This window comes from Mesotoga sp. Brook.08.YT.4.2.5.2. (assembly GCF_003351125.1).
Taxonomy (GTDB): domain Bacteria; phylum Thermotogota; class Thermotogae; order Petrotogales; family Kosmotogaceae; genus Mesotoga.
Map to the genome: position 1 here is coordinate 1 of NZ_JPGZ01000051.1, position 13,092 is coordinate 13,092.

General features: G+C 46.4%; 10 protein-coding genes and 2 pseudogenes. 9 read left to right on the forward strand and 3 right to left on the reverse strand.

Annotated features, from left to right (window positions below; all coding sequences use genetic code 11):
* From Q502_RS12265 to Q502_RS12275, 3 genes and pseudogenes are all read left to right on the forward strand, one after another.
* Positions 1–294, forward strand: a pseudogene (locus Q502_RS12265) (transposase); the annotation flags it as partial.
* A gap of 74 nt (positions 295–368) precedes the next feature.
* Positions 369–926, forward strand: a pseudogene (locus Q502_RS12270) (DUF6305 family protein).
* Positions 927–981: 55 nt separating this feature from the next.
* The gene (locus tag Q502_RS12275; protein WP_099830070.1) at positions 982–1,470 is read left to right on the forward strand and encodes a hypothetical protein; all 489 of its coding nucleotides are present in this window, start codon (positions 982–984) and stop codon (positions 1,468–1,470) included.
* Positions 1,471–1,528: 58 nt separating this feature from the next.
* On the opposite strand, the gene Q502_RS12280 is transcribed toward Q502_RS12275, so the two are convergent.
* Positions 1,529–2,236 carry a Crp/Fnr family transcriptional regulator gene (locus Q502_RS12280; RefSeq protein ID WP_099830071.1) on the reverse strand — a complete coding sequence of 236 codons (708 nt, stop codon included), beginning with the start codon at positions 2,234–2,236 and terminating at the stop codon, positions 1,529–1,531.
* A gap of 596 nt (positions 2,237–2,832) precedes the next feature.
* Here Q502_RS12280 and Q502_RS12285 point away from each other — a divergent pair.
* The 4 genes from Q502_RS12285 (at position 2,833) to Q502_RS12310 (ending at position 8,025) form a co-directional block, all read left to right on the forward strand.
* Entirely contained in the window at positions 2,833–3,552 is a 720-nt protein-coding gene (locus Q502_RS12285; protein WP_099830072.1) for a hypothetical protein, read from the forward strand.
* Between the two features lie 1,245 nt (positions 3,553–4,797).
* Positions 4,798–5,073: an AbrB/MazE/SpoVT family DNA-binding domain-containing protein gene (locus Q502_RS12295; RefSeq protein ID WP_099830074.1), complete on the forward strand. Its 276-nt coding sequence runs from the start codon at positions 4,798–4,800 to the stop codon at positions 5,071–5,073.
* A complete protein-coding gene (locus Q502_RS12300) occupies positions 5,057–5,482 on the forward strand; it encodes a putative toxin-antitoxin system toxin component, PIN family (protein ID WP_099830075.1) in 426 nt (141 codons plus the stop codon). The genes Q502_RS12295 and Q502_RS12300 overlap by 17 nt, the downstream gene beginning before the upstream one ends.
* Before the next feature lie 1,952 nt (positions 5,483–7,434).
* Positions 7,435–8,025 carry a plasmid pRiA4b ORF-3 family protein gene (locus tag Q502_RS12310; protein WP_102818906.1) on the forward strand — a complete coding sequence of 197 codons (591 nt, stop codon included), beginning with the start codon at positions 7,435–7,437 and terminating at the stop codon, positions 8,023–8,025.
* Positions 8,026–8,491: 466 nt separating this feature from the next.
* Here the strand turns inward: Q502_RS12310 and Q502_RS12320 are convergent, their stop codons facing one another.
* Both Q502_RS12320 and Q502_RS12325 read right to left on the reverse strand, forming a co-directional pair.
* Positions 8,492–9,106: a hypothetical protein gene (locus Q502_RS12320; protein ID WP_102818904.1), complete on the reverse strand. Its 615-nt coding sequence runs from the start codon at positions 9,104–9,106 to the stop codon at positions 8,492–8,494.
* Between the two features lie 287 nt (positions 9,107–9,393).
* Complete coding sequence (locus Q502_RS12325) at positions 9,394–9,627, reverse strand: nucleotidyltransferase domain-containing protein (protein ID WP_102818903.1); 234 nt, start codon at positions 9,625–9,627, stop codon at positions 9,394–9,396.
* 228 nt (positions 9,628–9,855) lie between these two features.
* On the opposite strand from Q502_RS12325, the gene Q502_RS12330 reads away from it, so the two are divergent.
* Both Q502_RS12330 and Q502_RS12335 read left to right on the forward strand, forming a co-directional pair.
* Entirely contained in the window at positions 9,856–10,698 is an 843-nt protein-coding gene (locus Q502_RS12330) for an ADP-ribosylglycohydrolase family protein (RefSeq protein ID WP_112109533.1), read from the forward strand.
* A 691-nt stretch (positions 10,699–11,389) separates the two neighbouring features.
* Positions 11,390–13,039: an ABC transporter substrate-binding protein gene (locus tag Q502_RS12335; protein ID WP_102818901.1), complete on the forward strand. Its 1,650-nt coding sequence runs from the start codon at positions 11,390–11,392 to the stop codon at positions 13,037–13,039.
* Positions 13,040–13,092 lie beyond the last annotated feature (53 nt).

The following is a 13,092-nucleotide window of genomic DNA, read 5'->3' on the forward strand; positions in this document are numbered from 1 at the left end:
TCTTTTGATGACTTGAAGAATCAGCTGGACATGAAACGCCTGCGCATTCACAGTGCTGCTTCTATGGATGGCAGACTCTTTGTTCAGTTCATTGCCTTGATCCTTATGAGTGCTTTGAGAAAGAAAATGCGTGATACAAAACTCATTGAGAAATACACCGTCCGAGAACTCCTTCTCGAGATGGAAACATTAACTCAGGTACGATATTCAGGCAAGTACGGTCATATCCTTACTGAGATTACCAAACCACAACGCGAAATACTCCAGAGTCTGAAGATTCAACCAAACTCATAGGTATAATTTGTCCGGGAAATTAGGTTCAGAAGAGAAGGAGAGGCCTCAGCTCCTGAGTATTGAGGAGAATGATCATGAGAAGAACGATACTAATAGTTGGATTGCTGATCGTCTGTATTGCCTGCTTTGCGCAGGAAAATGAGCAAGTAAGGTTCGAGCAGCCGGTGATAGTGACCTCCGCTGGTCAGTCTCCCGGTGCCCTTCAGTTAACTGTCGTAGCCAAAATGGCGAAGATCGAACACACTTTCGAAAAGCTGCTTAACGCCGATCAGTTTGAAATTGAAAGATACAAAACGCTAATGATAGTCGTTGGCGCAAGTGGAAGGGGTCTAGGAGCTGCAGGGATAGAGATTGACGCGGAACTTCAGAGAGTCTTGCTTCTCGCTCGGAAGGCCAAAGATTACGGAACCAAAATAATCGTTGACAACCTTCAAGGAGAGTCTCGGAGAGACTCTTCATCCGATGAAATCCTGTAGGCTCTAGCGCCATATGCCGACGCTCTATTTGCTAAAGTCGACGCTAATCAAGACGATTTGTTCACCAAGATAAGTGAGGAGAGATCCATTCCCCTCAAGCTTTTCGAAAAGACAGTGGATCTAGTTGAAGTTCTCAATGAATTCTTTGTGAGATAGATTATAGGGGCCTTAGGCCCCTTGCTTTTCTCTAAACGATCGGCGGTAATAGCAAATGAGAAAAACTCTTATCATCTTCATGCTGGTTCTCGTTGCATCATTTTCGATGGCAATTTTTTTCAGGCCTGACATTCGTGCAGGTTATGGTGTAACGAGCACCGGATGGCTCTCGGATTACTTCGAACCTCTCAAGGGAACGAACATGGATACTCCAGTCTATTACATGGACAGCGGAGTTCCCGGACCCACTTTTCTACTTATGGGTGGTACACATCCAATGGAGATCGCAGGAACCGTAGCCGCGACAATATTCGTTGAAAACGCTTTGGTGAAGAGCGGCAGGATAATTGTTCTGCCTTTTGGCAACAGCAGCGCGGCTTCAATAGGAACCGTATTCTATCCGAACCAGCCGGATCACTTTCTGCAAATTGAGTCGAAGTCGGGGCCCCGTTTCCTAGTATATGGAGACAGAAACACAGATGTAAACGATCAGGGCGTGTCTGACCCCGAGATCTTCATCCATTATCCTTTCGGTCAGGAATAACCAGGATACGAGTCGAGAAATCTTAGGGATGTTAAAGTCCTGAAGAGCGAGATTCGAATCACATCTCTGTTATCCTTTGCAGCTCCGATCTATCCTTGATCGAAATCTTCTTACGAGACAATTCAAGTATTCCAGATAATTGAAGTTCGTCAAGAATTGTGGTTACAGTCTCTCGAAAAAGACCAGTAGTGTCCGCCAGTTCTTGGTGGGTAATTCTTATAATAAGACTATCCTGCGACAGTCTCAAAAGAGTACTACATACTCTGATTGTGGCACTCTGGAGCACCGTTTCTTCTAACCTTAGGCGGGTCAAACGTAATCGCTGACTTACGATGTCGAGCAATCTTATTGCAACGATAGGCTTATACATAATCAACGCCTCGATATCGGATCGACCGAGCACGCATATTAGCGAATCTTCGATAGCTTCAGCAAAAGATTCTTGCATACTTTGTGCAGTCAGTGACATCTCTCCGAAAAAAGTTCCAGGGCCCAATGTATCTATGATAAGGCGTCTCCCGTCTTGATTGATCGTGTAGATCTGTACTTTACCTTTCTTCAACATATACAAGACCTCTACCTTTTCATCGGGACTGAAAAACACGTGTCCTGCTTTGCAGTAAGTCATTCTCACCATTGCTTCAACTTGCTCAACTTCTTCATCGGACAAGTCGCGAAAAATGTCGAGCTTTGAAATAAGGGTCAATTTCATCAACTGTTTAGATCCGGTCGTCGTTTTCAAGTTTGAAAGATTCTTACTCTTCATATCTATCACCTTCTGCGAACTCTGCCTATTCTCTTTTGAACTTCATCAGCAACTAGCTGCTGATATATTTGGGCGCTACAAAAAGGAGAGCATCCAAAAGACTCAATGATGATTGCATTAAATCAATTATGAATTTTAAGGAAGCCTGAATAAATCTTATCACAAGGATGGACAAGTTCATTGTAAAGGGAACTGTAAAGAATGAGAGGAGAAGGAACAAAGAGTACGATAAGATAAAGATACTGTAGTTGCTGGTTTTGTTGCTGACCAAGATACAAACCTAGATAAGAAGAATTAGAGAGAACCAATTCATACTTGAAGATATCATTGATGGTTCAGAATCCATATGGTACACAAGGAACAGAGACTTTGATATACCAGTCGGCCTCAAGATTCTCACTTACAATATTGTGGTCATTCACAACCACCTAAACCATCGCTAATTGAGAAAGATTATGGATATCATTCATTCTATCTATTTGATTTGTGAGACACCTCATCATCTCGTATTTGTCAGTTTTGTAGTACAGATTACAGAACCCACCTGTAATTGGTTGATACAATCAATTCATCTCAATAAAGGTAGGTGGATAGAAATGACCAGAAAACTGACCGTGAGTATCATATTAACTGTTATCGCAGCACTAGCAGTTTCGATTACGGGTTTTGCAGTAACTCCAACCCCTCAAGGCTTCGACAAGTACATAGTCTATATGGCAGCGGGTCGCTACAATGCAGATGTAGCGCCGGTTGAAGGAGATCTTTCGATGTGGTATCATAAAGATGTAATGGGGCGAAGCGACGAAGAGATTGCAGAAGTTCACGCTGAAGCAGATGCATATTTCGAGAAACAGTTTGGTCCCAATCTCCCCTCAGCAATGCCATTTGCTTTCGATCCCAGAGAAGAGTACCGCGCCTATGTAAGCTCAGGAGAAGAAGTGCCTTCCGAAGGCTGGGTTGTTAGAGACGGTGGATTCATGGTAATGCTCATGGAAGATACCGTTCTCTATGGCGAATATGGCGGCGAACAGGGAAAGTTTGTTCCGGCTGGATCAATGTTAGTGTATGGGGATTACAATATCGATAGGACTCCCTCCGGGAAAGATCCAATGATTATTCATTATCATTCCGCAGCGCCCATTATGATGCATCCATATGAACCAGGCTTCAAGATAGATTGTACAATCATCTCTGAAGAATTTGGCATAGGAAGAGCGCAAGGTTTTTCCAGTCCACTGATTGTTGATGGAATGACACAAGTCAATATACGAACCGTGTTGACATTCCCCGCATATGGACCTTCTATTCAGCACTAAATCCTAACGGTTAAGAAATAGTTAAGAAACTTTTAATTGCTTGAAAGAACTCCCGATTCAGAGAAAGCAGTTCTCTGAATCGGGGGTCTTATTCTTAACCCTGAGAGTAGAAACCAACCATATCCACGCCTAAGAATCTGAGAACGAAGATAATGCCCACTTTTTTGCGTTGCTACTCTGTGTTCGCAACAACTGAATCTTTTCCATAATGTCTGGAGACAGGATTTTTCTCTCAATCAGAGAAGAGTAGATGATTGAGGACAGTCAGATTTGACCAACGCCAAAATATTAAATAACCTAAACTAGAGAGGAGGGCAAAGTATTGGACAGCAGAAGATTCGACGCGATAGTTATTGGTTCGGGCAAGGCCTATCATTACCCATAAGTTAAGGAGCTAAAAGAAATCATATTATGCTTCTTCAACCTTGGCAGTATACCCTGTATTTGACTCCTGTTGATCTTGATCTTAAATCCTCCCTTGAGGGAGGAGGACCTAAAATCATCATCCAAAGAGCTTCATAGGTCTTGAAGCTCTGCTCGGAGAACGGTGAACCGATAACGGATAACCGTTCCTGCGACTTGCAACTTGCATCTTGAAACTTGCAACTGTTTCAAAGATCGAGATCCTGGCCAGAAGCGTGCCAGGATGACCTGAAGTAAGAAAGACCGTCATTCCGCATAGCCTGCCCTGAAAAGTCCCTGTTCAGTAGCCTGCCCTGAAAAGTCCCTGTTCAGTAGCCTGCCCTGAAATGCACCTGTTCAGGAGCCTGCCCTGAAAAGTCCCTGTTCAGGGTCATCCCGTGATGATCCTGCACGGGATCTGGTCTTGAAAGCGTACCTGCAGGCAGCACGAAGATAGGGACTGACCGGCTCCATAAGAATCACTGGTCGCTTGCTAAGTGACGCTATAAGCTGTGAGGGGACGTCCTTGGTCCTTCGTCCCGGATCAAGGACCCGTCCTTCGATAGGTTCAAAGAACTGATCGCGGGATGACTGCAGAGCAAATCGTCTCTTTTCGCCAAACCCCAGACTCCAGACCCGAACCCCCGCGTGTTGTTTCCTTCCCTTCTTTTGTGCTTGCCGATACAACAACTAACACCGCTCTGATGAAACCGACCTGCTTTGGGATGAAAGTTGTGTTGATTTCATAATTGATCTCGTTTAACAGCATCGTTGATGAAGAAAACTGATCATACATAGGAAATATGAATTCATGATATCATATTACTTGCTGGAGGTGATGGCGTGTCGACCAGATTACTTAGGCCAACGGAGAGAGGACAAATAACAATACCAAAGGAAGCGAGAGATAAACTGAAGATCACTCCCGACAGCAGGTTCAAGGTCTCTGTGGAAGGAGATAAGATAATCTATCAGCTGGTGTCGCCTTTCGACGTGATAGTCAAGGAGTTTCAGAAAGAGGCGGAGGCCAGAGGCTATACTAAGGAAGAATTGGAAAACGAGCTGGAAAAGGTCAGAAAGAAGCTCTTCACAGAGATTTACCATGAGAGTGATGATTGATTCGAACACATTCCTCTCAGGCATTGTTTTTGACGGAATGGAAAGACTCCTCTTGCATACCATGGTGCATTCCAATCATGTGCTTCTGCTGGCAAAGTTTAGTGTTTCAGAGGTTGAGAGAGTATTGAGAAGGAAGTTCCCAGGTGTGATCGAAGATTACGATTACGAGGATATTCTCGAATCACTTGATGCAGAAATACTGCCCTTTCCAGACAAAAGCGAAGTGGAGCAATGTATTGAGATAATCAGAGATGAGTACGATGCTCCGATTCTTGCTTCCGCTATTAAGGCTAGACCAGATGTGTTTGTTACAGGCGACAAAGACTTCTTTGAAGAGCGAGTAAGAGCATTGATCAGAGTCGCAACTACAAGAGAGACACTCAAGCTCATACAAGAAAGCGAGATATGAAGCAAAGCTCTTCTGAGCCAATTCCCCACCAATAACGTATGATCAACCGGTCAAAGGAGAAAGAGCATTGTCGAGACGTTCGTTGAGCTCACATGAAGATGGGAGAGAAGCCAGTCACCTTCGGTGGCCAGTCAGGCTTCGCCTGGCCAGTTTCGCGTTTGGCGAGGCCAGTTCAGCTTCGCGGGCTTAGAAACGCTATGAAGATCCGTTCTCCGTTGACCGTTCAAGATCATGAACCCGTTCACCGAGAAGGTCAATCGAGAAAGAGCATTGCCGAGACGTTCGCTGAGCTCACGAGAAGACGAGAACTCTCTCCTGTTTCTCGTCCTCTCTCCTCATCTCGTTCTCTCGATGCTCTTCTTTGAAACAAACATTCTCCGCCACTTTGTGGCACTCCTCCCTCAAGGGAGGACTTAAGATCATCATCCAAAGAGCTTCATAGGTCTTGAAGCTCTGCTCGGAGAACGGTGAACCGATAACGGACAACCATTTTCTTATTCAACTTGCAACATTGCACTTGCAACTGTTTCAAAGATCTAGATCCTGGCCAGAAGCGTGCCAGGATGACCTGAAGTAAGAAAGACCGTCACTCCGCATAGCCTGCCCTGATAAGTCCCTGTTCAGGAGCCTGCCCCAATATGCATCTGTTTAGGGGATCCTGTTCCGGGCTCCTGTACGGGATCTAGTCTTTAAAACATGGCTGCAGTCTGGGCGAAAATGGGGACTGACCGGCTCCATAAGAATCACTAGTCGCTTGCTAAGTGACGCTGCACGCTGTGAGGAGACGTCCTTTGAAAAAGCAGTTCCAAGTTGCATGTTCCAAGTTGCAAGCGGTAGAGCGAAAAACTCAGATTCTGTCATGCTGTAAGAGCCGTCCTTCGAAGAGCAGTGAGGAGTTGCTTGTTCCAGTTGCAGGCTAGAGACCTGAAAGCAAAAATGTCACAACGCGTCATCTGAACTTGATTCAGAGTCTTACCCTTCTTTTTTCGTCTCATGTAGCTTTTCTGGTTTGACCAAGAACGAAGAACAGATCCTCGCTCTGGAACGAAGCACTGGTTTTTCCCTCGGCTAAAGGAGAACCGTTTAACGGCCAACTGATATCGCTTTGCTCTTTCCAATCCCTACCGCAACCCCCGATCCCGGCCTTTTGCTTTTTCTTACTATGCATGATCTGCTTTCTCTCCTTGCTCTTGATACTCTCGAATATGGTTTTTCTAGAAGCGAGGCTTCACCTCAAACTCAAAACGTCTTCTCGCTCTCTAGGTTTTCTCGGAGAACCGATAATCCCGGTGAGTAGCCCAGGGGGATTTCACCCCCAGGCTCTCTCAGAACCGGACTTGAATCTCTCGATTCATCCGGCTCCCATTATCCAGCCATATAGAATATCCCCATTGTCCAGTGTACAAAGGGGATTTCATACGACCTCATTTTGTCTGTTAGCACTTCCCTCTCCTCTGTTCACAGTTCCTCCCTTTCGGTTGTCTGCACAGAGTTGGTTGACTAACCTACAAAACTGGATAACACAGTCCCTTCGCTCCGCTCCCATTACAGGAGCTTCATCACTACTACGGACTGTTCCGCCCCTGAATCTGGCATCGGTACTTTCACCCTCGTGGGTCTTCCACTTGCGGCTTTTCCCTTAACATCCAGATCCAGGTTCCCAAGTTCCTAATCGAAGCCTGTACCAGGGTCACGCCACCTGCATGGCGGCTTCGAGGGGCCCTCCCTCATCTTCAATTAAGCATGGCTTGAAGTTTCCTTCTTCGCCTTCTTGGCACACAGCAACTTGCATCTGGTGGAACTGATTTCTCTCTCTTCTCCGAGGGTGGATCGCCTACAACCACAACTCTCGGTCTCCAATGTGTCTTTATGAATCCCATTAGCCAAACGTGTTGTCCCATGAATGGGTAGAGCACTATAATAGTTTATCCAACCATAAGCGAGGTGAAAAGATGAAGAAGGGATACAAGCTGATCTATCAGTTCAAGATAATGCTTCTTGACATCACACCGTTAATCTGGCGACGAATACAGGTTCCGGACATCTACACTTTCTGGGATCTTCACGTCGCAATTCAGGATGCTATGGGCTGGTCTGATTACCATCTACACGAATTTCAGGTCGTTGATCCGAAGAGTGACGAGCTTGTTTATATAGGGCTTCCTATTGAAGACGATTTCAAGGAGGTTCTCGATTCCAGAAAACTGCGCATTTCCGATTATCTCTCGATTCATAACCGAAAGGCGTCATACCTCTATGATTTCGGAGACAACTGGATCCACGATATTCTTCTCGAAGAGGTTCTCGGTAGAGACTTGAGTGTCAAGTATCCTAGATGCATCGCCGGTGAACGAGCCTGCCCGCCTGAAGATGTTGGAGGAACAATGGGTTATCGTGATCTTGTTGAGGCAATGAAGAATAAGAAGCACCCTGATCGAGAAGATCTGATCGACTGGCTGGGAAGAGAGTACGACCCGGAATCCTTCGATCGGATGCAAATCCACTTTGACGACCCTGATGAACGCCTGAAGAACACATATTAGAGAAAGCAGAATAGGACGTAAGACTAGACCGGAGCTATCGTTCCAACACAAATTGCTGATAACAGTAGTCTCCAAAGGGCCCTTTTCATCGACAAGAAGACATGGAACGGTACAGCTCGAAAACAGCTCTGATGAGATCTTGCCAGGCCAAGAGAAACCTTCTTCAAGAACTGGCGACCCAACTCGAAGAATCAAAGCCAAACAGACTCAGAAGACAATTGACTCTCTAAACAGCTTATGAAAAGCGCATCTTAGAAGCCTTCTCTTTGAAGCTCTCAAAGAAGGACTTTACCGAGCATTCCAGAAGAAAAGCGGCCACTACATACGTAATACGGGGCAGAGGGTTTTCAGAGCCCCGAATCTTTCTTCCTGGAGATTCTTCTTTCCGATTCCCAGTCAGCAACTGGTGCGAACATCTTTATATAGTATCCAAAGCATGTTGTATCCAGCTATCCGGTTTATGAAGTTACGCAAGATAGTCCTCTTCGAACTCTTCGATTGTCTGATACTTCTTCACCTGGACTCTGTTTTCGTCATAGAGCAATCTGTACTCTTCCATTGCTCCGTCGAAGGTCCTCGCCGACCTCTGTAAATCGTTGATATCGAAGTGCTTCATCAGATCGATAGACACGCCTTCGTACTCCTCTCTCATTTCATCGTAGAATCGCTGGCAACTTGCGGCCGTCATGAGAGACAAGTACTTGTTGTCGGTCTTTGCGGCAAGCTCCATCTTGTTTCTCCAGTTCGAATAGATTTCCTCGTAACTACCTGTAAGAGCCTGCGAATCAAGTTTCTTCTTGCCCTTAACTCTGTACTTGATCTCTTCTATCTTCTCCCCCGTACACCGCAAAAGCGAAGTTGCGCTCTCTTTAATTGAACGCAGTGTATCGGCCTCGATGAGTCGTCTGTAATGACCTGGAAATCCAATCGGTAATTCCCGCATCCTTTCGATCTCTTCAGGTATGTGTCTAGACCCAAGACTTACATATGACTTGTTGATTAGATACATGATCATTTCGATAGAGTTGATCAATTTGGCCGACTCGTATTTGACTCTTCCGGACTCTTCACTCAGAACCAACTCTGCGTAAGTCTTCTGAGCCTACCCGAAATGCATCAATATATTCCTCAGATCGTGTTAATTCAGCGGGCTGTTCAGACGTTCCATAGCTTTACCGCGAAGCTCCATAAACCTCTGAGGTTGCTTGTAGTCACGGTAGTAGACGATGTTCACGTCCATCAGCCTTGAGATGTATGGTGTCGAATATTTAGCCATGTCTTCAAGCTGCTGCCAGCTCGTGCAGTAGATATCATGAGCAACGTCTCCCAAAATGAAGCATGAACCTATTCTGTATCCTTTCGAATCGTTTATTCAATGAAGAGATCTAAATCAGACTTGTCGTATATGTCTCCAGTGGCAAATGAACCATAGATGCCGACCAACGCTACCGAGTCCGGGCAGACACGCTTCGATTTCTCAATCACCGCCTTGATGATCCTCTCGTTCTTAATCACTAGAGCCTCTTTGATCTTCTCATCCACAACATCCGCTCCATTCTGCATACTGACTTCACTCACCTGCTTATTGCCAACATAACTCATTCAGCTCCCGCAAGTTAGTTTAAAGGACGATTCTATCAAGTGGAGCGGATTTATGTTGACAAACAATACTGTGCTCCATGCAATCACAGGCGATCTCCAGGAAAGGATAAGAGCTGCTAGATTCATCTGAAGAGGCATAGGGTGGGAACCTCCAGCTGCGTTCAGGTCGATGATGTTACACTTGGAATGGAAAATCTCAAGCAACATGAAAGAGGTGTGGTGTGAACTTTGCTGGGAGCAATTGTCGGCGATATCGTCGGGTCGAGATTTGAGTTCAATAATCACCGAAGCAAGGCCTTTGAACTATTCACAGATGAGTGCTTTGCTACGGACGATAGTATAATGAGCCTTGCCGTTGCCAAAGCGATCATGGAAACTGAGAAGGTTGTTGACAAATCGCGAGAAGACTACAGGCTGAGTATGTGCTATGACCGTCTGCTAAGAGAGCTTACAGTGAAATATATGCAGCAGATCGGTCGAAATTATCCTAACTGCGGTTATGGGGGAATGTTTGGAAGATGGATATTCAGCGCCAACCCTCGGCCGTACAATAGCTTCGGCAACGGAGCTGCTATGCGCATTGGCCCTGTGGGATTCACTGCGCGAAATGAATTGGAAGCGATAAGCCTCTCAAAAACGATAACCTCTGTCACTCACGACCACCCGGAAGGCATAAAGGGGGCTGAGGCGACTACCATTGCCATTTTCCTTGCGTGTCAAGGCTTCTCAAAGCGGGATATTCGCGTCAGGATCTCAAGAGATTACTACTCTCTGGATTTCACAATCGATGAGATTCGCCCATCATATGACTTCAATGAAACCTGTCAGGAAACAGTGCCACAGGCCATACAGTGCTTCCTAGAATCAGATTCATTCGAAGATGCAGTCCGCACTGCGGTTTCGCTTGGCGGAGACAGCGACACAATCGCAGCAATAACCGGAGCGATAGCCGAAGCTTACTACAGCATACCGTATGACATAAGAACCAAGGCACTGCACTATCTAGACAAAGAACTCCTCGCGATCTTCTTTGAATGGGAAGCCCTCCTGAAACATAAAAACTGTCGATAGCGAGATTTCGATTTGACCGTGGTAGGGGGTAGCGGGTAGGGGGTTGGTAAGAGCAAAAGAAACTGGTTGACCGTTGAGCGGTTCTCCGTTCGCCGAGGAGAGCAGGTTGTTCGTTCCAGAGCGAGGATCTGTTCTTCGTTCCTAGATCCGCTGTACGCTTAAGAACATGAACCCGCTGATCGCTGTAAAGACAACGTTGAACCCAACAAAAGCTTCCCCGCGAAGAAGGCCTTGCATCCCTGAACAATCTTCGCCGGAATTCCGATTCGGAGGACGGTGGACTGTTTGTTGACGGTTGACCTGAGAAGGCCTCCTGCCAAAGGCAGCATTGCGACCTGGCGTGGTCTTCGCCAGCCTTGCGTCCCGGCATGTTCTTCGCCGGCATTGCGACCTGGGCCGTTCTTGCCCAGCCTTGCGTCTATTGTTTTATTCCAGCATCACTTCCTGCGAAGCAGCATTGCTTCCCGACGAAGTCGGCCTCGCCTTCTCGTGAGCGCAGCGAACATCTCGACAATGCTCTTTCTCGATTAATCCTTTCGGTGAAAGGCTCCTGACTCTTGAACAGTGGACAGGGGATGCGTATTAAGAGTACGCCATTGCATCTAACAGACAATGGCTGACTTTGGAATTGGATATTGAAGTGACTATAATATTCATGATGTATCAAAACCTGTAAAAAAGGGGGGAACTAATGAAAAAGGTTATTGTTATCTTGACCATCGCATCACTGGTGATTTCAGCAAGTTTGTTTGCCACCGAAATCAAGAGGGGAGGGACCGTCAGGATCACCTCCATTAAGCAGGGTATCCTGATCGAAAACTTCAACCCCTTCTCGCCAAATACCAACGAGATGGCTATCGGAGGTTTCTACGAGACTCTTATCTACTTCAATCCCATGACCGGAAGGATCATGAACTGGCTTGCAGAGAGCTATGAGTGGTCCGACGACCTTCTAGAACTAACTTTCAACCTGAGAGAGGGCGTTTTGTGGAACGATGGGATGCTCTTTACTGAGAAAGACGTTCTGTTTACTGTAGAACTGGGAAGAGAGAATAAGGCGCTAGACGTCGCAAGTCTTTGGTCGACGGGAGTCACCGGAGTTCGATCGGACAAGCCGATGACCGTCACATTCGAGTTTTCGGAGGTCGATACAACAATTATTCAGAGATTCTCAAGTGTCTTCATAGTTCCAGAGCACATCTGGTCTAAAGTCGATGATCCTCTAACCTGGATAGGCGAAGGAATCCCCGTAGGCACCGGACCGTTTATTCTGAAGGAAGGCTCATTCAGCGAACAGTCGTTCAGCGTGGTTAGAAATCCAAATTACTGGCAGATAGGCGAAGACGGTAAACCTCTTCCTTACATAGACGAAGTCCTTACGCTAACCACAACCAACGAGCAGGTTTCCCTAAGACTCGCCAGGGGCGAATTCGACTGGGCAGGCTACTTTGTTGCAAATATCGATGAGGTTTTCGTAAAGGCCGATCCCGAACATTTCAAGTACTGGCTTCCCGAAGGAAACCTCGTTTTCCTCAACCTAAACAACCTTAAGTGGCCCTTCGATAACTACAATGTGAGAGCAGCGATAGCTGCGGCAATCGATCCGGTAGAGATAACTAGAATAATGGCGAGTGGAGCCGTCCCTGCTTCGCTGGCCGGTGTCAAAGCGAGCTATCTCAGACTTGCAGAAGAGGGGCTCAAGGAGTACGGCATCGAATTCGACCCCGATTACGCAAGCTATCTGCTCGAGAAAGAAGGCTACAAGCTTAACAGGAACGGGATCTACGAAAAGGACGGCAAGGCCCTCTCGTTGAATCTCTATGTCCCGACGGGGTGGACCGACTGGATAATGGGAGCCGAAGAGGTGGCAAGACAACTGAAAGAGATCGGAATCGAGGCTATCGTTACTCTGGCCGCCTGGCCCTCTCCTTACAAAGACATGATGTTCAACGGAAACTACGAGATGCTTTTTGGAATCTCCGTTACAGGAACCAGTCCCTATTATCAGTTCGACAACTGGGTACATTCAAAGCACTGGGCGCCGATTGGAGAAAACGCAGGTAATTATTATGGAATGCGCTACAAAGACGATCGGATCGACGAACTCCTCGACAGCTATAAGAAACAGACCGATCCACAGGTTCAGGATAAGATTATGGAGGAGGTTATAAGCATCTTCCTGAGGGATCTTCCCTCTGTACCAATGTTCTTCAATCCTGTGTGGTTCGAGTACAGCACAAGGAATTTCGTCGGCTGGCCCAATGCCGACAATCCCTATGCCGAACCCAGACCGACAGGCATGGACAAGATGCCCATCTTGCTTTCTATACACTTGAGGTAATTTGCTGGATATAGCTCGCGGGCCCTAGTGCCCGCGAGGCTTATTCATATTCA